This window comes from Mycobacterium numidiamassiliense, from assembly GCF_900157365.1.
In the GTDB taxonomy this organism is placed as follows: Bacteria; Actinomycetota; Actinomycetes; order Mycobacteriales; family Mycobacteriaceae; genus Mycobacterium; species Mycobacterium numidiamassiliense.
The window spans coordinates 916,709-943,222 of record NZ_FUEZ01000003.1; the positions used below are offsets into that span (position 1 = coordinate 916,709).

The following is a 26,514-nucleotide window of genomic DNA, read 5'->3' on the forward strand; positions in this document are numbered from 1 at the left end:
CGCAGAAGCGGCCAGTGTGTCGATTTTCGGAGTGTTGCAACACGGACGAATTGCTTTCGTTACCGCGCGTGGCCCACCAACACTTCGGCGACGGGAGCGTCTTTCAAGCGTCAACATTCAAACTGACCTTTTCAAACTGACCCACTACCGCAAACACCGGCGGCACGGTTTTGCGCGACCGTGTTTGCACTGGTCAGCGCGCCACTTCAGGCCCCTCAGGCACCCGCCGATTCGATCGTCGCCGCGGCAGCCCTGCCCTGGGCGCGCTGCACGTGCAAAAACCCGTCGACGGCCGCGAGCGCACACTCCCGGTAGTCGAAGTCCGGCAGGGTGGACAACCGACCCAGCACCACCGGCCCGATCAGCAGGGCGATGGCCCGGGATCGGTCTACTTCGCCCAATTCGGCCGCTTCCGGGCTGTCGAACAGCTCGTCGAATGGGGCCGCGTACTGCTGGGCAATGCGTTCGCGCAGTGTGGTGATCGAGGTGCTGTCCGCAGAGCGGGCATGACGTGGTTCGGGCAAGCCGTCCAGATCGCGGCCCAGCGACAACCAGGACATCGCCGTCATAAGAGCAGGCGCCTGGGCCACATTCTCGGCCTGCTCCAGCACCAGCGCGACCAGCCGATCGCGCAGCGTGCCCTCGGCCGGCGGTGTCGGCGACGGCGGGATCAGGCTGTTGAACGCCGCTGCCAGCAGGTCATTTCCGCTCGGGAAGTGGCGATACAGGGTCGCCCTCGCAACGTTGGCGGTACGCGTGACCGCATCGACGGTCACCGCACTGGGACCCCCAGCACGCAGCAGCGTGGCGGCCGCTTCCAGCAAACGCGCCCGTGAGCGCGCCGGCCGCGGATCCGTACTCGCCTCGGCGATTGTGACCCACCTCCCGGTTTGGAAACGAGACTATCGGTCTACCTACAAGACCATTGGTCTCAAATCTTGTACGCCGCCCAAAGGAGGCGCCTCTTATGGTCGATATTCTCGTTCAGCCTGACCAGCGTACTGATCAGGTGAGCATCGGCGATAGCCCCAGAGCGCGAGCTTGGACGCTGGCCGTGGCTTGCATGGGCGTGGCGCTGGTGGTCGCATCGATGACGGCGCTGAACACCGCACTCGGCGACCTCGCGGTGGCCACCTCGGCAACGCAGTCGCAACTGAACTGGATCGTCGATGGGTACACCGTCGCGCTGGCCTGCCTGCTGCTGCCCGCCGGCGCGCTCGGCGACCGCTACGGCCGGCGGGGGGCGCTGCTCATCGGGTTGCTGATTTTCGCGCTCGGCTCCGCGGCCCCGGCGCTATTGCACGACCCCGTGCAGATCATCGTGGGACGCGCGATCGCGGGGATCGGCGCCGCGTTCGTGATGCCCGCGACGCTGTCGCTGCTGACCGTGGCCTATCCGAAAGACGAGCGGATGAAGGCCGTCGGCATCTGGGCCGGCACCGCCGGCTCCGGCGGTGTGTTCGGGCTGATCGGTTCTGGCCTGCTGCTTCGCTTTTGGGATTGGCACGCGATCTTCTGGTCACTGAGCATCGCGGGCCTGGTGATCTTCGTCTTGGCGTGCACCGTCGCGCCCTCGCGCGACAAGACCGCTCCCCGAATCGATTCGCTCGGCGCGATGCTGATCGGTGCGGCCGTCGCGATCGCGGTGGCCGCGATTCTGGAAGCACCCGATCGGGGCTGGAGCGATCCCCTGGTCTGGGGCGGCATTGCCGCTGGCGTGGTGATCGCGGCGGTGTTCGGTGTCGTCGAATTGCGTAGGAGATTCCCGCTTCTCGACGTACGGCTGTTTGGCGATCCCTTTTTCGCCACCGGGGTGGCCACGATCGTGATCCTGTTCGGCGCCACATTCGGCTTCTTTTATATCGGCATGCAGTACGTCCAGCAGATCATGGGCTACTCGCCGTTGAAGACCGCGATCGCCTTCGCCCCGTTCATGGTGCCCTTGGGCATCTTCTCGGCGCTGTCGTTCTGGTATGTCCCGAAACTAGGCCTGCGACTCGTGCTGTTCATCGGCACGCTGCTGATGGCGATCGGCTTTGGCTGCGTCTGCAGCCTGGGCCTGCACTCGACCTATGCCGACTTCACCTGGCCCACACTGATTCTCGCCACCGGCATCGGAATATGCACGGCACCAACCACTTCAGCGATCATGGGCGCCGTCCCAGACGAAAAGCAGGGAGTCGCTTCGGCCGTCAACGACACCTCACGCGAGATGGGTGGGGCGCTGGGCATCGCCGTGGCCGGTTCGGTGCTGGCCGGCCAGTATTCTCACCAACTTACCCCGATGTTGGCGGCCTTCCCCGCGGCCGTCCGCGGCCCGGCCACCGACTCGCTGGCCAAGGCGGTCGAGGTGGCCGGCAAGCTGGGACCGCAAGGCGCCAAGCTCGCCGAGGTCAGCAAGGCCGCATTCCTGACGGCCATGCATGCTTCCACGATCGCGATGGCCGTGATCGTCGGCGTGGCAGCGATTTTGATCGGGCTGTGGGCTCCCGGCCGTGACGGCGAGCAGCTGCGCCTTATCCGCCGGATACGCTCCGGTCGCGGATAGCGGACCGAAAAAACCGCTCAGCCAACGAATTGCGCGGCGCGATGGCCGAGCATCACGATCGTCGCATGCGGTCCGCGGCTGGTGATGTTCGGCAGAATGGAGCCGTCGATCACCCACAAGTTCTCGATCCCGCGCACCCGGCACCGATGATCGACGACGGCCCGGGGGTCGCCGTCGACGCCCATCGGGGCACTGGCACACAGGTGTTGCGACGTCGCCCACTGCGGTGACCCGACATGTGTCGCCGCACCAGCGAGTTCGCGAGCCAGTTCGCTGCCCCGGCGCAACGCAGCGACATCGTCAGGTTCACTGTCGTAGTGGTGCTCAATGCGCGGCGGCACACCGGGATCCGGCGAGAGCAGGGTGATGCGCCCCCGCGCTCGCGGCTGCATCAGTGCCACCCCGATGTGCGGCCAGTCGGGATGCCCCGGGGTGCCGTCGCCGGTCATCGCGACGAAGCCGCCGGTGTATGGCCTGATCTCGATGTCGTCGGTGCTGAGCACCACCTCGAGCACCGGCCGTCCGGTGGCGACCGTCCAGTTGGTCGGCAACACCCATTCGGGGTGATCGCTGCAATACCTGCCGACCGGAAGGGGCGCCACCACCGGCACGCCCGCAGCCCGCAACATTGCCTCGTCGCCGACCCCGGACAGCATGAGCAGATGAGCTGATTGAATTGCACCGCTGCACAACACGATTCGATCGGCACTGAGGCTGATCGGGCCCTGCGGACCGAGCGCGTCGACACCCACCGCGCAGGCCCCATCGAAACGCAATTCCATGGCCTGGGTGCGCGCCAGCAACGTCAGGTTTGGTCGCTGCAGGGCCGGGATCAGATATCCGGCACCCGATCCGATGCGCACACCGTCGACGATGTTGAGCGGGACAGCTCCCACACCCGAAACCGGCCGGGGCCCGCAGTCGTTGAGGTCGGCGATCCATCCGAACCCGGCCCGCTGCGCGGCGGATACGAAAGCCTCTGTGACACCTGTCATTTCACGAGTACGGCGGACGCGGATGGGCCCTTTGTCGCCGTGTGCGGGACCGGTGAAATCAAGGTCGGTCTCGATGGCGCGGAAGTGGTCGACGACGTCGGACCAGGCCCAGCCGTCAATCGCGGTCCGGTCGAAATCTCGCGGCAGACCGCGGCAGAAGTAACCGCCGTTGATTGCACCCGAGCCGCCGACGGCCGCCCCCCGCACGATAGGCGCCAGGCGAACCGGCCGATCGGTGAGCTGGGTCTCGTATCGCTGGACCAGCGGGCTGCCGGCCCCGATCGGCAGCTGCAAACCATTGGCGGTCTGGGCCAGCAAGCCCGGTTCGGACGGGTCGGGGCCCGCCTCGATGACCGTCACCGTGCGGCTGGGATCAGCGGAAAGGCGTTCGGCGACAACCGATCCAGCACTGCCGGCGCCAACGATCAGCACATCGCTGTGCGAGGCGGCTGCGGTCAAGGCGGGGCTAGGTCCGGATCTGCGGTTTGAGTGCACGAAGGTTGCGCTCGCGCAGCACGCCCCACCACAGACCGAGGCCGTAGGCCAGGTCGTCCACGCGCTTGAGCAACAGATAGGTCAGCAGCCCGATCGGCTCCGCATCATCGCCGCTGCCGTCCCGGCGGCGCAGCCAGTCCACCACGCCGTCCATGACGGCCGCGACCACCAGGACCCGTCTGCAGTGGCGCGAGGTGAGAGCCGCGAGCAATGCCAGCGGCCAGTAGTGCCGGCACAGCGCCGAGGCCAGTTGCAAGGCCGCCGACCACAAGCCGCGGGTCGCTATCACCGCAACGTCGCCGAGCGAGGTCTCGGCCCCGCGCATGGCCTTGGCGATCCGGCGACCGGTCAGCAGCGCGACCACGATCGAGGCCAGCTGGGACAGGCTGGTCCCGACGGCCATGAGTATCCAGGCCATCAGCGCCCAGCCTGAGATCACCACCGGGGCCGTCTTGTCCGGATGGCGCACCGATAGCGGAGCCGCCGAACCACCGTAGAATGCCTTGCGCGCCAGCCAGTCTCGCAATTGAATGCGGTGGTCGTGAGCGACCAGCGCGATCGGCTCGTAACGCAGGCGAGCACCGGCCTCGATCAACCGCCAGCACAGGTCGACGTCCTCGCCGGACTGCATGCTCTCGTCGAACCCGCCGACTTCCGTGATGGCCGAGCGTCGGCAGATGATCGCCGCGCTGGGCACGTAGGACACCGTGCTGTGGGGTAACACCGGCGCCTCGCGCTGTCCGAGGTCCAGTGACGAGTGCACCGCCTCATAGCGGGCCACCAGGTTCTCGCTGTGCGCCAGGCCGATGATGCGCGGGGCGACCAGGGCGACGGTGGGGTCGCAGAAATGGCCGAGCAGGGCCTCGAGCCAGCCCCGGCGCGGCGAGACGTCGGAGTCCAGGAAGGCGACGAATGCGGTGGTGCAGGCCGCCAGGCCGGTGTTGCGCGCCGCCGCCGGGCCCTTGCTGCGGGTGTGCCGGAGCACCTCGATGTCGCAATGCGCGCCGGCCAGGTCGTCCGGCGTGACGGGGAACGCCGAACCGTCGTCCACCACGATGACCCGCAGTCCGCGCAGTTGACTGAGCAAGCGCCGTACACCAGAAATGTTGTCCCGCACCGGGATTACCACAGTCACGTCGCGGTGGGACGGGCCGCCGGCCGGCCGTGGATGCGCCACCGTGGCGTCCAGCAGGGTGCGGGCCAATTGAGCGCTGATGTCGTCGCGTACCTTCAGTCGGCCGTCCGACAGCATGCCCTGGGCCGCGGGAGCCAACTTGAGCAGCCGGGTCGGCGAGCCCCCGAGCAGGGCAGAGCCATCGCCGAGCACTCGGACACGGCGATCGACCTGGACGGCGAATCCGTCCGGCAATCGGGGCTGACTCATGTCAGCATCCCGCCGGGGTCGGGTGACCACCGGCCGACGCGACGCACACAGTCGTCGACCATCTCGGAGAAGATGCGCTTGCCCTCGGCCGCGGTCGCGGTGGTCGGGTCGCCCAGCACGCCGACGGGGCTGACCGCCTCGACTCCGCCGCGGCGCATCGACGGCAGTAGTTCGGGCAGCGGCGACCGGTTGCCGGCGAGCCACCGGTCGGTCCGCACATCGCCCGGCGAGATATGCAGCAACACCGATGTTTCGGTGTGGCCGGCGTGGGCGTCACCACCGACGGCGATGCACGGGCACCACGAGGCGTCGCGGCCTTCGGCACGCAACTGCGCGGCCGCGGTGTGCAGCGCGCTGACATTGCCGCCGTGGCCGTTGACGAACACCAGACGCTGGACCCAGGACGCAGCCGACCTGCCGTACTCGACCAGCAGCATTGTCAGGGCATCGGTGCCGATGGAGATCGTTCCGGAGAAACTTTGGTGCTCGCCGCTGGCGCCGTAGGCGATGGCCGGCGCGACCAACCACTCCTGCCCGAGGCGGGCGTGCAGACTCGTCCCCGCCCCTCGCGCGACGGCGGTCGCGATGCGGGTGTCGGTGTCCAACGGCAAGTGCGGACCGTGCTGCTCGGTCGACCCCAGCGGGATCAGAATCGACGGCGGGGTGCCTAATAGCTGGCTCGACGTCGCAGTTCCTAATTCGCCGAGTACGGCCACTCGGTGATGGTAGGCCGAATTCACCTGGCGTGCACCAATTGTTGCGCCTTCAAAGTTATTTTTTTTCTGGGCCGTTCATAGAACGGCTGAAATTCGGCTCGTCCGTCACGGTTGCCACGCGTATAACAATTTTCGCTGACGTCATTGTGCTCGCTACCCGCCCCGATCGCCAGTCCTCGACTGGCGAATTTTCCGCCGGTTTACAACTCGGTAAAGCTGCCCCACTTAGCCGGAATTGTGTGGGCTAACCCTCGCCGGCAGGCACGCCGAGTGCCCGGGTGAATCCAGCCGGCACGAGAACGTCGTCGGGGCGTAGGTCGTGAACAGAACCGTGGCCGAGACCCGACAGCGCCGAGTCGATACCTCCACGCAGAATGTCGAGGACGTTTTCGACACCGGTCTGCCCGCCCGCGGCGAGGCCCCACAGGTACGCGCGGCCGATCATCACGGCCCGCGCCCCGAGCGCCACCGCCTTGACGACGTCGCCGCCGCGGCGGATGCCACCGTCCAGCAACACCTCGACCTGGTCGCCGACGGCAGCCGAGATCGCGGGTAGCGCGCGAATCGACGCCGGTGTGCCGTCCAGGTTGTTGCCACCGTGGTTCGACACCGATATCGCCGAAACACCGGCATCCACAGCCCTTTTCGCGTCATCGACGCGCATCACGCCCTTGAGCATGAACGGCCCGCCCCACAGCTCGCGCAGCCAGGCGATGTCTTCCCAGGTCGGCGGTGGCGTGCCCATCCACTCTCCGTAGGCGGCGAAGAAGGGAGGTCCGGGCTCGCCGCGCCGTCCCTGGTTCGGTACCCGCAGGTCCGGTGGCCGCAGCGTCTTGCCGAACTTCCACAGCCACCGGGGCTTGAAGACCGCCTCCGGGGACAACCGCAGGATGGTCCGCAGGTTCATCTCCTCCGGGATCGCGGGGCTGCCCCAGTCCCGGCCGTGCGAGAACGACCAGTCGGTGGTGACGATCAACCCGACCGCTCCGGCCGCTCGCGCGCGCTCCACCCGCTCGGCGATCGCATCGCGCCCGCCGAGCCAGTACACCTGGAAGAAGACCTTGGGGTTCGCGGCGATGACCTCTTCGATCGGCTTGCTGGCGAACGACGAAAGTCCCATCGCCGTTCCGCGCGCCGCCGCAGCCCTGGCGACCGCCACTTCACCCTCGGGATCGACCGCCTGGACACCGGTCGGAGAAATAACCACCGGAAGCGAAATATCCTGCCCCATAACCGTGGTCGACAGGTCACGTTTCTCCAGCGCCCCAATGACGTGCGGGGCGAATCCAAGCTCGCTGAAGGCTTCGACGTTGTCGGAGACTGTGATTCCCTTTTCGCTTGCCGAAATAAGGGAGGAATACACGGATTTCGGTAGCCGCCGCTTTGCCCGTTGCTGCGCGATGGCGACCGTTTCGAACCATTCGGCGGCCATTGTTACAGCGGGCTTTCGTTGCACAGCCGCGCCGGCGGACTGGCCGGCGTGAGCACCGACGGCCGCACGGACAGCGTGAGTGGCACCGGTTGACGGACCGGACGGCCGCGCGAGTGGTCGGCGCGAGGCCGTGGCGTCTCGCGCTCGTGGGTCAACGCCGACGCGCTATGCCCCTGGACGCATTCGGGGTCCGGGCCGTCGAGGGGCAGGCCGGTGAAGAATTTCGCCGCCATGCATCCGCCCCGGCAGCTGTCGTAGTGTCCGCAGCTGCCACAGGCGCCGGCGGATTGCGGCTCGCGCAACTCGCGAAACAGCGGGGCGTTCTTCCATACATTGTCAAAACCGCCGTCGGACATCACATTTCCCGCCAGGAAACGGTCGTGGATGGCGAACGGGCAGGCGTACACATCGCCGACCGGGTCGATCAGGCAGACCACCCGCCCGGCCCCGCACATGTTCAGCCCGGCCAGCGCGCCGGACTGGCCGAGCGGCGCCAGGTGGAAGAAGGAGTCACCGGTGAGCACCCGCTCCCCCTTGGCAACCAGCCAGTCGTAGAGCTGAACCTGCTGGGCCGCGGTGGGGTGTAGGTCCTCCCAGACGTCGGCACCCCGTCCCGACGGGCGCAGCCGGGTGATCCGCAGCGTGGCACCGTAACGGCTTGCCAATGCCGCGAATTCGTCGAGCTGGTCGACGTTGTGCCGGGTGACCACCACGGAGATCTTGGCGTCGGAGAAGCCCGCCGCCGCCAGGTTTTCCAGCGCGCGCACCGCCATGGCGAACGACCCCGGGCCGCGGACGGCATCGTTGACTTCGGCGGTGGCCCCGTCGAGCGAGATCTGCACATCGACGTAGTCGCTGGCGGCCAGCCGCGCGGCGACCTCAGGGGTGATCCGGACGCCGTTGGTGGAGAACTTCACGCCGACGTGGTGCGCGGTCGCGTAGTCGACAAGCTCCCAAAAGTCCGGGCGCACAGTGGGTTCCCCGCCACCGATGTTGACGTAGAACACCTGCATGCGTTCCAGCTCGTCGATGATGTCCATGCATTGGCGGGTGGACAGCTCCCGCGGATCGCGCTTGCCCGACGAGGACAGGCAATGCACGCACGCCAGGTTGCACGCGTACGTCAGTTCCCACGTCAGGCAGATCGGAGCCTCGAGCCCATGCTCGAACTGCTCGATCAGCCGGGGCACGGCGGCTGTTGTCATTGATGGTCCTCCCGGGGCACCAGCATCTGGGAATCGGCCAGCACGCCCAACGCGTGCAGATAGGGGCCCAACCCGCCGTCATCCACACCCGCGGCGCGGCAGGCGGACCGGACGTCGGCATGATCGTCCAGCGATCGCACCACCTCAAGGATGGTGCGATTCTTCAGGAAAGACAGCTTGCGGGTGCCGAAGTGGTACAGCAATGCGCCAAACGGTTCTGGCCGAACCGCCACCTGCGGGTGCAACCGCCAGCCGCGGTCAGGGTCGAACAGGGTTTTCCCCTGTCGGGCCTGCGCGGGCGCAGGCACGGTCAGTAGACCCCGCACATACCGTCGATGGACACTTCCTCCACCAGAGTTTCGGTGACAAGCTCGGTGTCAGTCTGGGTCTCGTGCTCCATGTGCCTCCGCCTCTCGTTAGGACTCGACAATGATCGGTCGATCTGGACACAATATGGCATCGAGTGCCGCAATGGAAGGCCGGGTCTGATGACGCCGCAGTCGCGAGTGGGCCGGCGCCGCTCGACGACACCACAACACATCACCGACATCGCCATCGAGCTCTTCACCACCCACGGTTTCGGCGAGGTGAGCGTCGACGATGTCGCACAGGCCGCCGGCATCTCGCGGCGCACGCTGTTCCGCTACTACGCGTCGAAAAACGCCATCCTCTGGGGCGACTTCGACACCCACCTCGCGCATCTCGAGGACCTGCTCGACGCCGTCGAACCGGGGGTCCGGTTAGGTGCGGCACTGCGCGCGGCGCTGTTGGCGTTCAACACCTTTGACGAGTCCGAGACCGTCCGGCACCGCCAACGCATGCGGGTCATCCTGCAGACCGCCGAACTGCAGGCGTATTCGATGACCATGTACGCCGGCTGGCGCGAGGTGATGGCCGGCTTCGTGGCTCGCCGGCTGCACCTCAAGACCGCCGACCCCCTGGCTCAAACCGTCGCCTGGACGATGCTGGGGGTCGCGCTGAGCGCCTACGAGCATTGGCTCAGCGACGAATCGGTGACATTGCCCGAAGCGCTCGCCGACGCATTCGACGTGGTCGCCACCGGCCTGAACGACCTGGATCGATGAAAAAGCTACTGGGTACCCTGCGGGCCCAGGGACAGTTCTGCAGGGGCTCCGGCTCACCGATGTACGGCGATCTGTGTGAGCTGGTAGCCGCCGATGTCGAAGACGGCGGCGTCTTCGCGACGATTTTGTCTGGCCACGAAGAAGATTCGGGGCGGCACGCGGTGCCGCTGCGGCTGCTCGGTGGGCTGCACCGGTTGGTTCTCGATGGACGGGCCCCGGCACTGCGTCGCTGGTATCCCAGCACCGGCGGCACCTGGGACGCGCCGTCGGCCTGGCCGCAGATCACGGCCGCCGCCACCAGCCACACCGAGGCGCTGCGCGCGGCACTCGGTCATCCGCCGCAGACCAACGAGGTGGGCCGCGCTGCCGCCCTGATCGGCGGACTCCTGCGCATTAACCACGTATTCGGCTTTCCGATAAGGCTTTTCGAGATCGGGTCGAGCGCCGGGCTGAACCTGCGGGCCGACCACTACCGTTACTCTCACGCCGGCGGGGAATGGGGACCGGTCGACTCGCCGGTGACCATCCACAACGCGTGGCGTGGCCCATTGCCGCCCGCGGCCGCTCTGCGGATCACCGAACGCCACGGTTATGACATCGCGCCCATCGACGTGACCCACAGCGACGGGGAGCTGACGGTGTTGAGCTATGTCTGGCCCGACCAGGAGGCCAGACTGGACCGGTTGCGCGGCGCGATCGCAGTCGCCCGAAACGTCCCGGTGCGGCTGGTGCGCCAGAGCGCGGCCGACGCGGTCGCCGGCCTGACGCTGACCGACGGCGCGTTGACGGTGCTGTGGCACTCGATCACCTGGCAGTACCTGTCCGCCGGTGAACGCGAGGCGATCGGCGCCGGCGTCAACGCGCTGGGCGCACAAGCCGATCCCCGGTCGCCGTTTGCGCACCTCACCCTGGAACCCGCCCGCGACGGATCCGACCCACGATTTCTGGTGCGGGCCCGTCGCTGGCCGGGCGGGGAGCTGGAGATCCTCGCCGAGTGCCACCCGCACGGGCCGCCGGTGAATTGGCAATCATCTTGATTACCAACGGTCTTCGCGGCCAGGTCGCGCACTAGCCCGCGCTCGACGCCTCGGGGTTGGCGATCCGGATCGGCGTCCCGTCCAGCCAGGCCACCACGGCCTCGATGGTGTCCGCGTAAAAGGCGGCCAGTGTTTCGCGGGTGACGTACCCGAGGTGCGGCGACAACGTCACATTCGGTAGCAGCCGCAACGGATGATCGGCCGGAGGCGGTTCGATGTCGAAAACGTCCAGCCCGGCCCCGGCGATGCGCCCGGTTTTCAGTGCGGAGATCAGGGCGCTCTCATCGACAATCGGGCCGCGGGAGGTGTTGACCAAATAGGTGTGTGGCCGCATCAGGGCCAGTTCGGTTTCGCCGACCAGTCCTCGGGTGCGCTCGGACAGCACCAGGTGGACGGAGACCACATCGGATTGTTCGAACAGCTCCGCTTTCTCGACCCGGCGCGCCCCGGCCGCCGCTGCGGCCTCGGCGGTGAGGTTCTGGCTCCACGCAATGACCTCCATACCAAACACGCCTCCGTATTCGGCCATGCGTTTGCCGGTCCGGCCGAGACCAAGCAGCCCAAGCGTTTTGCCGGCCAGCGTCATGCCCACCGTGGTCTGCCACCCGCCGTCGCGCATCCGGCGATGTTCGTCGGCGAGATTGCGCACCGTCGCGATCATCAAACCCCAGGCGAGTTCCGGAGTGGCGTCGCGGATGGTGCGAAATCGTGGATGGGCGAAATCGGAATGGGCGACCAGCACGCCGCGCTCGGTGGCCGCGGCCATGTCCAGGTTCGGCAGACTCCTGCCGACGATGGTGATCAGTTTCAGGTTCGGCAGCCGCTCGATGAGCGTGCGCGGCAGCGCCATCCGCTCACGCACGGTGCACAGCACCTCGAAGGGTTGCAGCGCGCCGGAGGCCTCCGCTTCGCCGAGGTGCCGGTTGAAAACGGTGATGTCGGAACGGCTCTGCACCGGGGACCAGTCGGCGAGTTCCAGCGCCACGCCGGCGTAGTCGTCGAGTATCGCCACCCGGGGCATCAGGTGCTAACCCAGCATCTCGGAGATGGGGGTAGCGGCGGCGATTTTGCCGCGGGCCTTCATGACCTTGCCGGGCATCCCGCCGCCGACGACGCCGACCACGACCCCGTCGCGTTCGTAGTAGGCCAGGAATTTTCGTCCGTCGTCTTCGACCAGGTGCACGGTGTCGGTGGCTTCCGGCTCGCCCAGGCACTGGATCTTGACGTCATACTGGTCGCTCCAGAAGTACGGCACGACAACCACATCCGGCACATCCTGGCCCAGCATGGCGGGCACTACTACCCGGGCCTGATCGGCGACGTTGCTCCAATGTTCCACGCGCGCTTGATGTCCCGTTGCGTCACGCCAGGACGCGACGTCGCCGAGCGCCCAGACGTTCGCCGCGCTGGTCCGTCCGGTCTCGTCGCAGATCACCCCGTTGTCGACCTCGACGCCGCTGCCCTGCAGCCACTCGGTGGCCGGTCGTGATCCGATTCCGACGACCACCAGGTCGGCCGTCAGCTCGGTGCCGTCGTCGAGCACCACCTGTTCGACGTGCTGATCACCGCGGACCTGCGCCACGCCGATGCCGGTGCGCACATCCACGCCTTCCGCGCGGTGCAGCCGCGACACCAGGGCACCGATCTGCTCGCCGAGCACGGACGCCAACGGCGTCGGCTGCGGTTCGACCAGCACCACCTCGACCCCCAGGCTGCGCAGGCTGGCTGCGACCTCGCAGCCGATGAAGCCGGCGCCGACGACGACGGCGTGCCGCGCCTCGGATGCGTGTTCGCGCAACGCCATGCTCTCGTCATATGACCGCAGCACCCGGATTCCTTCGAGATCCGGGAACGCCGGAATCCGCCGGGGCACCAGACCGGTGGCGATCACCAGCTCGTCGTAGCCGAGCACCGTACCGTCGGCGAGGGTCACGGTCTGCGCGGTGGTGTCCAGGCTGGTGGCCGCGGCACCCAGCCGCAAGATGATGCCTTTTTCGTCGTAGAAGTCGCGCGGTTTGAGGGCCACGTCATCGACCTCTTTGCGCAGCACCTCCTTGGAGAGGGGCGGCCGGTCGTAGGGCAGGTGCTCCTCATCGCTCACGATGGTGATGCGCCCGGTGAACTCCGACCGGCGCAGTTGCTCGGCGGTCCGGGCGGCGGCGAGACCGCCGCCGACGATCACGATCCCCTTGTCGCTGTGGTGCACGCCTTGGCTACTGGTCACGTGGTGTTCATACACGATCGCGATTCAGTACTTTAAGGCGCCCTTGTCTACGTGGATCTGCGTGCCCGACAAGGTGGCGGAACCGTCGCCGGCGAGCCAGACCACGACGTCGGCCACCTCGTCCGCCGTCATGAAGCCCTTGTACTGCAACGGCATTGGCGGGAAGCTGTGCACATAGGTGGGATGCTTGGCGAAAATCTCCATCATCGCTTCGGGTTCGATCATTGGGGTGTCGATTGAATACGGGTGAATCGAGTTGACCCGGATGCCGTATTCGCCCAGCTCGATCGCCAACGAGTTGGTCAGCCCGGTGACTCCGTGCTTGCTCGCCGAGTAATGGCTGTTGCCTGGCGTGGCCTTCAGCCCCGCCGACGAACTGACCAGCACGATGGAGCCCCCGTGGCCGGCCTCGATCATCGTGGGTATCGCGGCGCGCAGGGTGCGAAACGTGCCCGTCAGGTTGACCCCGATGACGGTGTCCCACTGCTCGTCGCTGAGCTCCCACAGTCGGCCCCAGCCCAGCACCCCGGCGTTGGCGACGAGGATGTCGAGGCGGCCGAACTGTTCGACGCCATCAGCGACAAGCTCGCGCAGCGCGACGTCGTCGCGAATGTCGGCCTCCCGCGCGAGCACCTTGCGGCCCTCGGCCTCGACCAGGCGGACCGTCTCGCTCAGATCCTCGGGCGTGGCCGGCGTATAGGTGATGGTGCTCGAGACCGGCGCGCAGATGTCGAGCGCGATGATGTCGGCGCCCTCGCGGGCGAGCCGCACCGCGTGCGCTCGCCCCTGGGCGCGAGCGGCACCGGTAACGAATGCCACCCGTCCCTGTAGTGATCCAGCCCCTGCGGCCACGGCATGCCCCTTTCGCCGAAGACAGGCTAACAGCGAAACTGGAACGTGTTCTAGCTTGGCCCGAAGTCCTGCCAGGCTCAGATTTCCGAGATGATCTGGGCACGCCGGGAGTTGTACTCCTCGTCGGTCACAACACCCTTGGCGCGCAGCGCCTCGAGCTCCTGCAGCCGCTCGGCGATCGGCTGCTGCACCGGTGGGGCAGCGGGGATAGGCCCGGCGCCCGCGGGCTGGGCGGCGGGCGATTGTTGTTCGGCGGCGCGGCGCACCACGGCCTGGATCTGCTGGCGCAGTGCCGGGTTCGACCGGATATCGACCATCCGGTTCAGCGGAACCCCGTTGGCCTTGAGGATCTGCAGGATCTCCATCAGCGGCCCGGCTTGTCCGCTCAGGTCGTAGGTTCTGTTGTCCTCGGCCACCGTGAATTGAGCCGGCATCAGTCCGTTCACCAAAGCGCTGCGCTCCCAGTCGATTTGGTATTCCTGGGTGGTCGGATTGACCAGGACCACGACCTTGCGCGCGGTGAGGTTGCCCAGCCGTGTGACGTTGGCGATGACCCGGTCCTGGCTGTCGAACGGCAGGAAGCCGAATCCGGCTATGTGCAGGCTCACCTTCACCACCGGCTGCTCGTTGATCCGGGTCCCGGTCTCGGCCAGGCCGGTGATCTGAGCGAGCGCCAGCACCCCGTGCTGCTCCAGCTCCGCCGATTTGGCCGCCGACTTCGCCCCATAGTTGGTCAATGCGAGTGCGATGAGCACGTCGGCCACGGTGATGAGCAGGCCCACGTAAAGCATCCACTGCAGCAGGTTGTCCAGGCCCAGCGTGAAGTAGACGACCAGAAAGATCGGCCCGACCAGGCCACCGCACAGCAAAACCAACAACTGTGTCTTGAGGTAGCGCGCCAACACGTGACCCTCCTGATTTGGGAAGTTCGTGTCAGGTTAGCGCTGAATCGGCGCCGCGTGCGCAAACAACGTGCGTCTCAGAGTCTGCTCATAGCTTGGGAGGTCGAGCGGATCGCCCACACCGTTCCCGATCAGCGCGGCGTCACCTTCGGCCGCTCCTTGGGTGCGGCGGGTGCCGGAGGATGAGCGGGTGCCACCGCCGCGGCGCCGGCCACTGGCGGCACCACCGCCGGCAGCGCATTGGCCGGAGCGAATCCTCCGGAATCCGCTGACAGTTGCGTTATCGGCGCGCTGACCGGCCCGGGCACTCCCGTCGCCGGCGTCGCCACCGGCGGCACTGGTCCCGACGGGTAGGCCGGCGTCTCGGCCTTTGTCGTGGATATCGGCGCAGCAATCGACGTCGGCGGCCCGGCTGAGGCCGCCGCGGCCGGTGCGGTGGCCGGCCCCGCCGCCGGTGACGCCAACCCCGGCGAAATGGCGGACGACAGGTGGCCCGCCGCGACGGCGGGCGCAGCGGCGACCGGCGCCACCGCGGCCGGCTGGACGGCGCTGGCCGTCGGCACTCCCGCCGCCACCGAACCCGCCTGGGCCGCGCCGCCGATCAGCGGCTGGGATGCCTGAAGGGGCCCGGCGTTCGCCGCCTCGGCGCTGGCGTACTCGGCCGCGCCGGAGCTCATGAGCTGCACAAACTGCTGGTGGAATTGCGCCGCCTGGGCGCTGATCGCCTGATACGCCTGCGCATGCGCACCAAACAACTGGGCGATCGCCGCCGACACGGAGTCGGCACCCGCGGCGGAAACACTCGAGGTCGGACCCACTGCTGCTGAGTTGGCGGAACTGATCGTGGACCCGATATTTGCCAGGTCGGATGCCGCCGCCGCCACATACTCCGGCGTCGCGTTGACAAACGACATCCGATCCTCCCGCCAGACCGCGACGGCCGGCTGAATGCACCGTCAACCCGAGACTGGACAACGCAGATATTACCGGAGTTTCTAGGAAGATACTGACGCAAACGAAAGTACAAGGCCCGAATTGCCTACGCGGCAATTCGGGCCTTGTAACAGACTTTGCTGAGTCGGACGAACCTAGTTGATGATCTTGACGACTCGGCCGGCGCCGACGGTACGGCCACCCTCGCGGATCGCGAACCGCAGACCGTCGTCCATGGCGACGGGCTGGATCAGCTTCACCGTGATGTTGGTGTTGTCACCGGGCATCACCATCTCGGTACCCTCCGGCAGCGTCACCACACCGGTCACGTCGGTGGTGCGGAAGTAGAACTGCGGACGGTAGTTGTTGAAGAACGGCGTGTGCCGGCCACCTTCGTCCTTGGACAGGATGTAGACGCTGCCCTCGAACTCGGTGTGCGGCGTGGTGGTGCCCGGCTTGACGACAACCTGACCGCGCTCGACGTCCTCACGCTTGATACCACGCAGCAGCAGCCCGACGTTGTCGCCGGCCTGGCCCTGGTCGAGCAGCTTGCGGAACATCTCCACACCGGTGACCGTGGTCTTGGTGCTGGTCGGCTTGATTCCGACGATCTCGACTTCTTCGTTGACGTTGATCACGCCGCGCTCCACACGGCCGGTCACCACGGTGCCACGACCGGTGATGGTGAAGACGTCCTCGACCGGCATCAGGAACGGCTTGTCGGTCTCGCGGACCGGGTCCGGAATCGACTCGTCGACGGCGTCCATCAGCTCCTCGACGGACTCGACCCACTTCGCGTCGCCCTCGAGCGCCTTGAGCGCCGAGACCCGGATGACCGGGGCCTCCTCGTCGAACTCCTGGGCGGCCAGCAGCTCGCGGACCTCGAGCTCGACAAGCTCAAGTAGCTCCTCGTCGTCCACCGCGTCGGCCTTGTTCAGCGCGACCAGGATGTAGGGCACACCGACCTGACGTGCCAGCAGCACGTGCTCACGGGTCTGCGGCATCGGACCGTCGGTAGCGGCAACCACCAGGATCGCACCGTCCATCTGGGCCGCACCGGTGATCATGTTCTTGATGTAGTCGGCGTGACCCGGGGCATCGACGTGGGCGTAGTGCCGCTTCTCGGTCTGGTACTCCACGTGGGAGATGTTGATCGTGATGCCGCGCTGACGCTCCTCGGGCGCATTGTCGATCTGGTCGAACGCGCGCGACTCGTTCAGGGTGGGGTACTTGTCGTGCAAGACCTTGGTGATAGCCGCGGTCAGGGTGGTCTTGCCGTGGTCAACGTGACCGATGGTCCCGATGTTGACGTGCGGCTTCGTCCGCTCGAACTTCGCCTTCGCCACTTTATTGTCCTCCTGGACTGTTAGTGCTTGTTAAAGCAGTGTTGATGTTTTCAGTTGTGCCGCGGTTAGTGACCGGGCCAGGTTACTCCGAGCCGATGTTCACGCACCGGTCGCCTTCGCTTCGGCGCATTGCTCGCCTCCGCGCTCGTGAGTTGACACTCACTCGCCCGTCGCCTTCGCTTCGGCGCATTGCTCGCCTCCGCGCTCGTGAGTTGACACTCACTCGCCCGTCGCCTTCGCGATGATCTCCTTGGAGACGTTCGCCGGAACTTCGGCGTACGAGTCGAACACCATGGAGTAGTTCGCCCGGCCTTGAGTCTTGGACCGCAGGTCGCCGACGTAGCCGAACATCTCCGACAGCGGCACGTGCGCCCGAACGACGCGTGCACCGCTCCGCTCCTCCATGGCCTGGATCTGGCCACGGCGGGAGTTCAAGTCGCCGATCACGTCACCCATGTAGTCCTCGGGCGTCGTGACCTCGACGGCCATGATCGGCTCCAGGATGACTGGTTGCGCTTGCTGCGCAGCCTTTTTCAGTACCTGCGAACCGGCGATCTTGAACGCCATTTCCGAGGAGTCCACCTCGTGGTAGGCGCCATCGAGCAACGTGACCTTCAAGTTCACCAACGGATAACCGGCAAGCACGCCATATTGCATCGCGTCTTGGGCGCCGGCGTCCACCGAGGGGATGTACTCACGCGGGATGCGACCACCGGTGACCTTGTTCTCGAACTCGTAGGTGGCGCCGTCCTCGCCACGGAACGGCTCGATGGCAATGAGCACCTTCGCGAACTGGCCGGATCCACCCGTCTGCTTCTTGTGGGTGAACTCGACCTTGTCGACCGCGCGCTTGATCGTCTCCTTGTAGGCCACCTGGGGCTTACCGACATTGGCCTCGACCTTGAACTCACGGCGCATGCGGTCCACCAGGATGTCCAGGTGCAGCTCGCCCATGCCGCCGATGACGGTCTGGCCGGTCTCGTTGTCCTGGTGCACCTTGAAGGTGGGATCCTCTTCGGCGAGCTTCTGGATCGACAGGCTCAGCTTCTCCTGGTCGCTCTTGGTCTTGGGCTCGATCGCCACCTCGATCACCGGATCGGGGAAGCTCATCGACTCCAGCACAACCTGGTCGTTCGGGTCGCTCAGGGTGTCACCTGTTGTGGTGTCCTTGAGGCCGATGACCGCGTAGATGTGGCCCGCCGAGGCGGTTTCCACCGGGTTCTCCTTGTTGGCGTGCATCTGGAACAGCTTGCCCAGCCGCTCCTTTTTGCCCTTGGTGGAGTTGATGACCTGTGACCCGGAATCAACCTTGCCCGAGTACACCCGCACGTAGGTGAGCTTGCCGAAGAACGGGTGCGTGGCGACCTTGAACGCCAGAGCCGAGAACGGCTCGTCGGTCGACGGCTTGCGGATGACTTCTACGTCTTCCTTGCCGGGCGCGTGGCCGACGGCCGGCGGCACGTCCAGCGGCGAGGGCAGGTAGTCGATGACGGCGTCCAGCATCGGCTGCACGCCCTTGTTCTTGAACGCGCTACCGCACAGCACGAGGTAAGCCGACGAACTGATGGTGAGCTTGCGCAGCGCACCCTTGATCTCCGCGACCGACAGTTCCTCGCCGCCGAAATACTTCTCCAACAGTGCTTCGTCGGTCTCGGCGACGGCTTCGAGCAGCTTGGTGCGGTACTCGTCGGCCCTCTCCTGGAGTTCAACCGGGATGTCGATGGTCTCGTAGGTCTCGCCGAGCTTGGTCTCGCCCCGCCACACCTTGGCCTTCATCTCGACCAGGTCGACGATGCCCTCGAAGTCGCCCTCGGAGCCGACCGGCAGCTGGATCGGAATGACGTTCGCGCCCAGCCGGTCTTCCATGGTCTTGACCGAGAAGTAGAAGTCGGCGCCGATCTTGTCCATCTTGTTGACGAAGCAGATGCGCGGCACGTCGTACTTGTCGGCCTGACGCCACACCTGCTCGGACTGCGGCTCGACACCTTCCTTACCGTCGAACACCGCGACGGCACCATCGAGCACGCGCAGGCTGCGCTCCACCTCGACGGTGAAGTCGACGTGGCCCGGGGTGTCGATGATGTTGATCTGGTTGTCGTTCCAGAAGCAGGTGGTAGCGGCGGAGGTGATGGTGATCCCCCGCTCCTGTTCCTGTTCCATCCAGTCCATGGTGGCGGCGCCGTCGTGCACCTCACCGATCTTGTAGCTGATGCCGGTGTAGTAGAGGATGCGCTCGGTCGTCGTGGTCTTGCCGGCGTCGATGTGCGCCATGATGCCGATGTTGCGGACCTTGGTCAGGTCGGTCAGCACGTCCTTCTGTGCCACAGAAGTCTTCCCACTCTTTCGATTGCGTAGTTAGTTCGCTGTTGGTTCACGCCTGGCCACTGTGCCAGTTGGGCGCCGCTGGCGCCTCTACCAGCGATAGTGCGCGAAGGCGCGGTTGGCCTCGGCCATCTTGTGGGTGTCCTCACGTCGTTTGACGGCGGCACCCAGGCCGTTGCTGGCGTCGAGGATCTCGTTCGCCAACCGCTCGACCATGGTCTTCTCCCGGCGTTGCTTGGAGAAGCTGACCAACCAACGGAGGGCCAGCGTCACCGAGCGTTCCGGACGTACCTCGACCGGGACCTGGTAGGTGGCGCCACCGACGCGGCGACTGCGCACCTCGAGGGCGGGCTTGACGTTGTCCATGGCGCGCTTCAGGGTGACGACCGGATCGGTGCCGGTCTTGTCCCGGGCTTGTTCGAGCGCACCATAGACAATGCGTTCGGCCAGCGATTTCTTCCCGTCCAGCAGGACTTTGTTGACGAGCTGCGTCACGAGCTGCGACCCGTAGACCGGGTCGTTGACCAGCGGGCGCTTCGGCGCGGGGCCCTTGCGCGGCATTAGCTCTTCTCCTTCTTGGCGCCGTAGCGGCTGCGCGCCTGCTTGCGGTTCTTGACACCCTGAGTGTCGAGCGAACCGCGGATGATCTTGTACCGCACACCGGGCAGGTCCTTCACCCGACCGCCGCGGACCAGCACCATCGAGTGCTCCTGCAGATTGTGGCCTTCGCCCGGGATGTAAGCCGTGACCTCGACCTGGCTCGTCAGCTTCACACGCGCGACCTTCCGAAGCGCCGAGTTCGGCTTCTTCGGGGTGGTGGTGTACACGCGGGTGCATACCCCACGGCGCTGCGGGCTGCCCTTCAGGGCCGCGGTTTTGACCTTGGCGATCTTGTCGCGGCGACCCTTGCGGACCAGCTGCTGAATGGTTGGCATCTACCGGCTTTCTGTGTTCGAGGTCTTTCTTGGCGTTCTTAAGTCTGTGTACTGCAGTTATGCCCTGCCGCCTTACCCCGCGGCCGGGTGTGTCGCAAGCGCTCAGCAGCGGAATTCATCCGTGCGTCGGAGACATGCGAATTAGCCCGGCATTCACTTCCTTACGTCAGGCGTCGTAAGCCGCCAGGCACGAGCTACCACAATACCCGGCGCTGGTCTGGCAGGTCAAAGCGGCGGCCGCACGCCCGCCCCCGGAGGCCGGTCGGCGGTCAGTTCGGCCCGGCGCCGTGCTGGGCGGTGCGCCTGTCCAGGCCCGTAGCCAGGCGTAACACCATGTCGGAGAACAGCGCGTCGGTGTCGATGTCGTCCATGACGCCGGTCATCTCCAACAGGACGAAGCCGTGCAGCGCAGACCAGAATTCCAGCGCCGCGTAGAACGCCTCCTGGCCGTCCAGACCGTAGGAGGACAACACGGCGATCACCGGCGCGGCCGCGCCCCGGGTGGCGGCGGCGTATTCGGGGTCGTCACCGCCCAGGGGCATCCGGGTGAACGCCGAGTAGCGGCCCGGGTGGTGATGCGCGTAGCTGCGGTAGGCACCGGCCATGACCAGCACGGCGTCATCGCGGGCGCGCCCCTCGCCGACCCTATTGAGCATTCTGATGATGTCGTCGATGACCCGGATCCGCACCGCGCGGCGCAGGTCTTCCAGGCTGTCCACGTGGTTGTACAGCGACGGCCCCTTGGTCCCCAGCTGGGTGGCCAGCGCGTTGATGGTCAGCGAATCCCAGCCCTCCCGGTCCAGGAAAGTCAGCGCGCCTTCGACGATGCCGTCGCGGCTCAGCTTGGCCGGGCGGGACGGGGATCTTCCCCCACGCTGGCGCCCGGCCGCCGGCGGCGGTACTGGCTGAGCTGCCATGGCGATCGCCCTTCGATTGCGGTGACCCAGGTGCAGGCCAACTAATGACTCTAGTTGACCCGGTCGCGAAACTGCCCGGCCGCGGCGTGGCGGCGCGGTCGCGGAGGAAAAAGTTCGCCACCGAGCAGGCAAATGCACGTAGGCTCATTCGTGCAGATTCACCCGTCGCGAGGGGGCCCGCATTGAATTGGACAGCCGTCACCGGCTCGCTGGCCACCTGTGTCGCTGCCGTCGCGGCCACGGTCGCTGCCCCACCACCGGCCGCGCACGCCAAGAACGGCGACACCCACATCATCGGGATGGGCATCGAGCAGGTGCTCGACTGCAATGACGCCACCCTGGTCGTCAATGGCACGAACAACAACGTGACCGCGCTGGGCAACTGCTACGCGGTGACGATGATGGGCTCGGGCAACACCGTCGTCGCCGATTCGGTCAGCCACGACATCACCGTGTACGGCTACGACCAGACGGTGTTCTACAAAGGCGGCTCGCCGATCCTCTGGGACCGCGGACGCGAACTGGGCATGACCAATCGGCTGCAGCAAGTCGGAAGCTGAGCCGCGCCGACCCTGTTGTGAGCCCAATCGAAGGAATCGAGGAGCGTTGCGCGCCAACATGATTGACCGATCGTCCAGGATGGCCGCCTACGCGCTGGCCCCGGCCGTCGCGGCCTTGGCACTGGCCGGCTGCAGTTCGACCGCCAACCCGCCGGGCGGCACCGCAACGACCAGCAGCACCACGACGACGAGCGCCGCGGCCGCACCGACCACCGGCACCAGCGCGAGCACCACCGCGTCGGTCGAGATCGGCAACACGCTGAACTACGGATCGATGGGGACGACCGCGACGCTGGACTGCGGCAGCGGCAAATCGCTGAACGTGGCCGGTTCGGACAACACCCTGACCATCACCGGTAGCTGCGCGACGGCGTCCATCGGCGGTACCAACAACAAGATCAACTTCGACAAGGTCGACACCCGCATCACGGTGCTGGGACTGAACAACGCCATCACCTACAAGGACGGCGACCCCAAGGTGGACAACCTCGGCTCGGGCAACACGATCAACAAAGCGAGCTGATCGCCGGCGCCTAACCGGCTGGCGCTCCGTGGCGCCCGGCGCCCGCGGCGAACCGCCCGGCCCCTTCATTTGCTTCGGCGGCGACTTTCGAGATGCTGGCGAATTCGCGGTCGATGGCCTCCGATTCCGGCAGCCCCCACTGCTCAAGCGCCGACAGCCGATCGGAGCGCAGGCACTGCTGCGGCAGGGCGGCCAATTCGGCGGCCAGCTCCTCGGCGGCTTGCCGCGCTTGGCCTTTGGCCACCACCCGATTGGCCAACCCGATCGCCAGCGCTTCGTCGGCGGCTACCGCGCGGCCGGTGAGAATCAGGTCCATCGCCCGGCTGTGGCCGATCAGCCGCGGCAGCCGCACCGTGCCCCCGTCGATGAGCGGCACTCCCCAGCGGCGGCAGAACACGCCGAACACGGCGTCCTCCTCGGCGACCCGTAGGTCACACCAGATGGCCAACTCCAGACCACCGGCCACGGCGTAGCCGCTCACCGCGGCAATTACCGGTTTGGACAACACCATTCGCGACGGGCCCATCGGGCCGGGCCCGGTTCGATGCACGACGTTGGCCTCCGGCGTACCAAAGGCCTTCAAATCGGCTCCCGCACAGAAGGTTCCGCCGTCGCCCCAGAGCACCGCCACCGAGGCGGAATCGTCACGGTCGAATTCGTCGAAGGCAGCGCAGAGTGCGGCGGCGGTGGGACCGTTGACAGCATTTCGCGCGCCCGGCCGGTTCAGAATCACCGTGGTAACCGGACCCTTGCGCTCCACACGCACCGGCTCGTTCATTTCGCCTCCAACAGTTGGGTGAGGTCACGTCGTTGCGCCAGTTCCGTGGCGAAGTCATAGTAGGCGGCGCGCAGCCGCGCGCCCGGCCAATCCGCGGGCAGCAACTCGGAGGGCAACATCGGATCGGTGAGCAGGTGGCGCACCATCGCCGCGGCGACCATGAATCGGCCGGGAATGTCGGCCGCTTCGGCCATCTCGTCGAGCAATCGGTCACCCGCCCTGGTCCACTCGGGCAGGTCCCACAGCTGACCGGCCAGCTGCTCCGGCGCGTCATCGCGTGCCCTCAGCACCCGCACCCGGTGCGCGACGTCGGGCTCCAGCTCGAAGTCCAGATTGTCGGGCCGCATCCACACGCCCTCGCGCAGTTCACCGAAGCGCTTGTGGTGCATGCTGGTTCGCAACGCGGCGCGGCTGCGGGCATCGGTACCCACTGTGGTGACGATCAGGGCGTGCCAGTAACCGTGCCAGGCCCGGGTTTGCGGGCGCATGGCGTCGTCCTGGCGGCGCTGGCGGGCCAGCAGCCGATCCGAAAGCCGATAGCCGTCGTCGGACCGGATCAGGTCGCCGGCACCGACCATGCGGGTCAGCGCAACGCGTAGCGTCGCCTCCTTGATACCGAAATCGGCTGTCAGCCTAATCAATTCGCCGGCGCTGGCCCACGCGGGGTGCGCACCGAGCAGCACACTGAGCACCACGGAACGGGCCGTCATGTTCGGCATGGATTACACCCGCCTAGACCTGAGACGTCTGCCGGCCGTAGTCGCCGAACGGCTCATCGCGATGGCGCACCGCCTCGCGGAAGCCGTGCTCGATCGAGTCGGCGACAAAGGCATGCCCTTCGGGCGTGTGGCGCGCGACGCCGTCGAACACGGTGCTGACCATCCTGCTGGTGGCCACACCCTGTTGCAGCAGAGCGGAATTCAACGCGAGCTTGACCATGATCAGCTGGTTGACCGGCACCGCGGCGATTCGCTCCACCAGTCGCTCAGTACGCTCGTCAAGGTCTTTCGGATCGGGTGCCTCTACGGCGAGGCCCCATTCGGCGGCCTGGGCTCCGGTGATCGAATCGCCGGTGAACAGCAGACGTTTGGCGCGCTGGTCGCCGAGGCGGTGCGCCCACAGGCCAGCGGCCGGGACACCCCAGACCCGGGTCGGCGGGTAGCCGATCTTGGCGTCCGCGGCGGCGATCACCTGGTCGGCGTGCAGTGCGATGTCGGTTCCGCCGGCCACGCAGTAGCCGTGGATCTTGACGACCGTCGGCTTGTCGGCGTGCATAAGGCTGGAGAAACCGCGGACGAACCGGCTCATCATCTGGTAGTCGATCATCGGGTCCCACGGCTGATCCGGCATGTGGTTGATGGCCTGGGTCCTGCCGTCGAGCACCGTGCCCTGATACGCCCCGGTGCCACCGGCCGAGCCGGTGCGGTCGGCGTAGGCGGACAGGTCGAAGCCCGCGCAGAAGCCCTCGCCGCGCCCGGACACGAGGATGACGTGCACGTTCGGGTCGAGGTCGGCACGTTCCACCAACGCCGAGAGTTCCAGCGGGGTGTCGGCGACGATCGCGTTGCCTTTGTCCGGCCGATTGAAGGTGATGCGGGCTACGCGGCCGGTGACCTCGTAGGTCATCGTCTTCAGGTTGTTGAAGTCGACCGGCCTGATCGCGTGAGTCATGTTGCGGCTCAGCCCTTTACCAGAACCCGCTCCAATATGGGCGCCAGGTCCAGGCCGGTCGGCATAGTGCCGAACGCGCCACCCCACGCGCCGCCCAGCCTGGTCGCCAGGAATGCCTCGGCGACGGCGGGATGGCCGTGACGCACCAGCAGCGACCCCTGCAGCGCCAGGCAGATGTCTTCGGCGACCTTGCGGGCGCGGTATTGGATAGTGTCCAGGTCGGTCAGGTCTTGTCGGAGCCGCTCGACGTGGCTGCCCAGCCTGACGTCCTGACCCGCGCTGTCGGCCAGTTCGCCGAACAACACCTCGATGCATTCGGGACGAGTTGCCATGGCGCGCAGCGTATCCAGCGCGCTGACATTGCCCGATCCCTCCCAGATACCCATCAGCGGGGCCTCACGGTAGAGCCGCGGCATCCCGGACTCTTCGACATAGCCGTTGCCGCCCAGGCACTCCAGCGCCTCGGCCGCGTGCGGGGTGGCGCGCTTGCAGATCCAGTACTTGCTTGCGGCCAGGCCGATGCGGCGCAGCAAAGCCTCGGTCTGGTCTCCACGCACCGCCTTGTCGGTGGCGCCGGCCATCCGCATTGCGACGATGGTGGCGGCCTCGGCCTCCACGGCCAGGTCGGCCAGCACGTTGCGCATCAGTGGTTGGTCAATCAGATAGGCGCCGAACGCCTTTCGATGCTGAGCGTGGTGGATGGCGCGGGTCAGGCCGGTGCGCATGCTGGTGGCACTGCCCAGTGCGCAGTCCAGCCGGGTGAGGTTCACCATCTCGATGATGGTCGGGACGCCGCGGCCCTCCTCGCCGACCAGCCACGCGGTGGCGCCGTCATATTCGACCTCGCTCGACGCGTTGGCGTGGTTGCCCAGCTTGTCCTTGAGCCGCTGCAGGAACATCCGGTTGCGGGTCCCGTCGGGCAAGATCCGCGGCAACATGAAGCACGACAGCCCATTCGGCGCCTGCGCCAGCACCAGGAAGATGTCACACATCGGCGCCGAGGTGAACCACTTGTGTCCGGTCAGGCTGTAGGTGCCGTCGCCATTCGGGGTCGCCTGCGTGGTGCCGGCCCGCACGTCAGAGCCGCCCTGCTTCTCCGTCATCGACATGCCCGCGGTGATGCCGGGCTTGGTGGTGGGCAGCTTCAGCTCCGGGTCGTACTCGCGGCTGGTGAGCAACGGCTCGTACACGGCCGACAGCTCCGGGTTGAAACGCAGTGCCGGGACGACGGCATAGGTCATCGAGATCGGGCACACGTGACCCGGTTCCACGGTCCACGCCGACGTCTTGGCGGCCCGCACCACATGCGCGCCGGGCCGATCGTCGGCCCACGGCGCAGCGTGCATGCCGTGCGCGATCGCCGCGCGCATCAGCTCGTGGTAGGCGGGGTCGTACTCGACCTCGTCGACGCGGTGCCCGGTGCGGTCATGGGTGTGCAGGATGGGCTGATTGCGGTCGGCGAGTTCGCCCCAGCGCGCAGCCTCGTGGCTCGCCGAGAGCGCCCCAACCTCGTTGACCTCTTCGAGCCCCCATTGTCCGCCTTCGCGGATCAGGGCCTCGACAAGCATCGGGGATGTCGCGGGGTTGTAGTTCTCCAGCGGCGGAACCTGGTTGGTGACGACATGGGTGTCAGGCATGCCACCCATATTACAGT

At 66.7% G+C, this 26,514-nt stretch carries 27 protein-coding genes; 5 read left to right on the top strand and 22 right to left on the bottom strand.

Annotation, left to right across the window (positions count from 1 at the left end; genetic code table 11):
• Window positions 1–215: 215 nt before the first annotated feature.
• Window positions 216–824, bottom strand: a complete 609-nt coding sequence (locus MNAB215_RS04195; RefSeq protein WP_077077581.1) for a TetR/AcrR family transcriptional regulator — start codon at window positions 822–824, stop codon at window positions 216–218.
• A 185-nt stretch (window positions 825–1,009) separates the two neighbouring features.
• On the opposite strand from MNAB215_RS04195, the gene MNAB215_RS04200 reads away from it, so the two are divergent.
• A complete protein-coding gene (locus tag MNAB215_RS04200; protein WP_245830125.1) occupies window positions 1,010–2,548 on the top strand; it encodes an MFS transporter in 1,539 nt (512 codons plus the stop codon).
• A 17-nt stretch (window positions 2,549–2,565) separates the two neighbouring features.
• On the opposite strand, the gene mftG is transcribed toward MNAB215_RS04200, so the two are convergent.
• The 7 genes from mftG to mftA form a co-directional block, all read right to left on the bottom strand.
• Window positions 2,566–4,002 (bottom strand): mycofactocin dehydrogenase MftG, encoded by a 1,437-nt coding sequence (gene mftG / locus MNAB215_RS04205; protein WP_077077584.1) that lies wholly within the window; start codon window positions 4,000–4,002, stop codon window positions 2,566–2,568.
• A 7-nt stretch (window positions 4,003–4,009) separates the two neighbouring features.
• A complete protein-coding gene (gene mftF / locus MNAB215_RS04210; protein WP_077077586.1) occupies window positions 4,010–5,422 on the bottom strand; it encodes a mycofactocin biosynthesis glycosyltransferase MftF in 1,413 nt (470 codons plus the stop codon).
• A complete protein-coding gene (gene mftE, locus MNAB215_RS04215) occupies window positions 5,419–6,162 on the bottom strand; it encodes a mycofactocin biosynthesis peptidyl-dipeptidase MftE (RefSeq protein ID WP_077077587.1) in 744 nt (247 codons plus the stop codon). The genes mftF and mftE overlap by 4 nt, the downstream gene beginning before the upstream one ends.
• A 220-nt stretch (window positions 6,163–6,382) precedes the next feature.
• Window positions 6,383–7,570 (bottom strand): pre-mycofactocin synthase MftD, encoded by a 1,188-nt coding sequence (gene mftD, locus MNAB215_RS04220; protein ID WP_077077588.1) that lies wholly within the window; start codon window positions 7,568–7,570, stop codon window positions 6,383–6,385.
• A gap of 2 nt (window positions 7,571–7,572) precedes the next feature.
• A complete protein-coding gene (gene mftC, locus MNAB215_RS04225) occupies window positions 7,573–8,775 on the bottom strand; it encodes a mycofactocin radical SAM maturase (protein ID WP_077077589.1) in 1,203 nt (400 codons plus the stop codon).
• Entirely contained in the window at window positions 8,772–9,101 is a 330-nt protein-coding gene (mftB, locus tag MNAB215_RS04230; RefSeq protein WP_217348904.1) for a mycofactocin biosynthesis chaperone MftB, read from the bottom strand. The genes mftC and mftB overlap by 4 nt, the downstream gene beginning before the upstream one ends.
• Complete coding sequence (gene mftA, locus MNAB215_RS04235) at window positions 9,086–9,175, bottom strand: mycofactocin precursor MftA (protein WP_077077591.1); 90 nt, start codon at window positions 9,173–9,175, stop codon at window positions 9,086–9,088. The genes mftB and mftA overlap by 16 nt, the downstream gene beginning before the upstream one ends.
• 88 nt (window positions 9,176–9,263) lie before the next feature.
• On the opposite strand from mftA, the gene mftR reads away from it, so the two are divergent.
• Together mftR and MNAB215_RS04245 are read left to right on the top strand one after the other, a co-directional pair.
• A complete protein-coding gene (mftR, locus tag MNAB215_RS04240) occupies window positions 9,264–9,860 on the top strand; it encodes a mycofactocin system transcriptional regulator (protein ID WP_077077592.1) in 597 nt (198 codons plus the stop codon).
• On the top strand, window positions 9,857–10,897 hold the full coding sequence (locus MNAB215_RS04245; protein WP_077077593.1) for a DUF2332 domain-containing protein: 1,041 nt from the start codon (window positions 9,857–9,859) through the stop codon (window positions 10,895–10,897). Before mftR ends, MNAB215_RS04245 begins: the two co-directional genes overlap by 4 nt.
• 31 nt (window positions 10,898–10,928) lie before the next feature.
• Here MNAB215_RS04245 and MNAB215_RS04250 read toward each other — a convergent pair whose 3' ends face one another.
• From MNAB215_RS04250 to MNAB215_RS04295, 10 genes are all read right to left on the bottom strand, one after another.
• On the bottom strand, window positions 10,929–11,918 hold the full coding sequence (locus MNAB215_RS04250; RefSeq protein WP_077077594.1) for a D-2-hydroxyacid dehydrogenase family protein: 990 nt from the start codon (window positions 11,916–11,918) through the stop codon (window positions 10,929–10,931).
• A 6-nt stretch (window positions 11,919–11,924) separates the two neighbouring features.
• Window positions 11,925–13,136 carry an NAD(P)/FAD-dependent oxidoreductase gene (locus MNAB215_RS04255; RefSeq protein ID WP_077077595.1) on the bottom strand — a complete coding sequence of 404 codons (1,212 nt, stop codon included), beginning with the start codon at window positions 13,134–13,136 and terminating at the stop codon, window positions 11,925–11,927.
• A 9-nt stretch (window positions 13,137–13,145) separates the two neighbouring features.
• Entirely contained in the window at window positions 13,146–13,973 is an 828-nt protein-coding gene (locus tag MNAB215_RS04260; RefSeq protein ID WP_077077596.1) for a mycofactocin-coupled SDR family oxidoreductase, read from the bottom strand.
• Between the two features lie 77 nt (window positions 13,974–14,050).
• Window positions 14,051–14,878, bottom strand: a complete 828-nt coding sequence (locus tag MNAB215_RS04265; protein ID WP_077077597.1) for an SHOCT domain-containing protein — start codon at window positions 14,876–14,878, stop codon at window positions 14,051–14,053.
• Between the two features lie 128 nt (window positions 14,879–15,006).
• The gene (locus tag MNAB215_RS30465) at window positions 15,007–15,789 is read right to left on the bottom strand and encodes a PE family protein (protein WP_077077598.1); all 783 of its coding nucleotides are present in this window, start codon (window positions 15,787–15,789) and stop codon (window positions 15,007–15,009) included.
• Between the two features lie 174 nt (window positions 15,790–15,963).
• A complete protein-coding gene (gene tuf / locus MNAB215_RS04275) occupies window positions 15,964–17,154 on the bottom strand; it encodes an elongation factor Tu (RefSeq protein ID WP_077077599.1) in 1,191 nt (396 codons plus the stop codon).
• A gap of 219 nt (window positions 17,155–17,373) precedes the next feature.
• Window positions 17,374–19,479: an elongation factor G gene (gene fusA / locus MNAB215_RS04280; RefSeq protein ID WP_077077600.1), complete on the bottom strand. Its 2,106-nt coding sequence runs from the start codon at window positions 19,477–19,479 to the stop codon at window positions 17,374–17,376.
• A gap of 87 nt (window positions 19,480–19,566) precedes the next feature.
• The gene (gene rpsG / locus MNAB215_RS04285; protein WP_077077601.1) at window positions 19,567–20,037 is read right to left on the bottom strand and encodes a 30S ribosomal protein S7; all 471 of its coding nucleotides are present in this window, start codon (window positions 20,035–20,037) and stop codon (window positions 19,567–19,569) included.
• Window positions 20,037–20,411 carry a 30S ribosomal protein S12 gene (gene rpsL / locus MNAB215_RS04290; protein ID WP_007167812.1) on the bottom strand — a complete coding sequence of 125 codons (375 nt, stop codon included), beginning with the start codon at window positions 20,409–20,411 and terminating at the stop codon, window positions 20,037–20,039. The genes rpsG and rpsL overlap by 1 nt, the downstream gene beginning before the upstream one ends.
• Window positions 20,412–20,680: 269 nt before the next feature.
• Window positions 20,681–21,328, bottom strand: a complete 648-nt coding sequence (locus MNAB215_RS04295; protein WP_077077602.1) for a TetR/AcrR family transcriptional regulator — start codon at window positions 21,326–21,328, stop codon at window positions 20,681–20,683.
• A gap of 182 nt (window positions 21,329–21,510) precedes the next feature.
• Between MNAB215_RS04295 and MNAB215_RS04300 the strand changes: the two genes are divergently transcribed.
• Together MNAB215_RS04300 and MNAB215_RS04305 are read left to right on the top strand one after the other, a co-directional pair.
• Complete coding sequence (locus MNAB215_RS04300) at window positions 21,511–21,888, top strand: DUF3060 domain-containing protein (protein ID WP_077077603.1); 378 nt, start codon at window positions 21,511–21,513, stop codon at window positions 21,886–21,888.
• Between the two features lie 79 nt (window positions 21,889–21,967).
• Window positions 21,968–22,411, top strand: coding sequence for a DUF3060 domain-containing protein (locus MNAB215_RS04305; RefSeq protein WP_077077604.1), 444 nt, complete (start codon window positions 21,968–21,970; stop codon window positions 22,409–22,411).
• A gap of 10 nt (window positions 22,412–22,421) precedes the next feature.
• On the opposite strand, the gene MNAB215_RS04310 is transcribed toward MNAB215_RS04305, so the two are convergent.
• Genes MNAB215_RS04310 through MNAB215_RS04325 form a run of 4 tightly spaced genes read right to left on the bottom strand, consistent with a single transcriptional unit; the run spans window position 22,422 to window position 26,497 of the window.
• A complete protein-coding gene (locus tag MNAB215_RS04310; RefSeq protein ID WP_077077605.1) occupies window positions 22,422–23,189 on the bottom strand; it encodes a crotonase/enoyl-CoA hydratase family protein in 768 nt (255 codons plus the stop codon).
• The gene (locus tag MNAB215_RS04315) at window positions 23,186–23,908 is read right to left on the bottom strand and encodes a PaaX family transcriptional regulator C-terminal domain-containing protein (RefSeq protein ID WP_077077606.1); all 723 of its coding nucleotides are present in this window, start codon (window positions 23,906–23,908) and stop codon (window positions 23,186–23,188) included. The genes MNAB215_RS04310 and MNAB215_RS04315 overlap by 4 nt, the downstream gene beginning before the upstream one ends.
• Window positions 23,909–23,921: 13 nt before the next feature.
• Window positions 23,922–24,860, bottom strand: a complete 939-nt coding sequence (locus MNAB215_RS04320) for a crotonase/enoyl-CoA hydratase family protein (protein ID WP_077077607.1) — start codon at window positions 24,858–24,860, stop codon at window positions 23,922–23,924.
• A gap of 8 nt (window positions 24,861–24,868) precedes the next feature.
• Window positions 24,869–26,497 carry an acyl-CoA dehydrogenase family protein gene (locus tag MNAB215_RS04325; RefSeq protein ID WP_077078410.1) on the bottom strand — a complete coding sequence of 543 codons (1,629 nt, stop codon included), beginning with the start codon at window positions 26,495–26,497 and terminating at the stop codon, window positions 24,869–24,871.
• Window positions 26,498–26,514 lie beyond the last annotated feature (17 nt).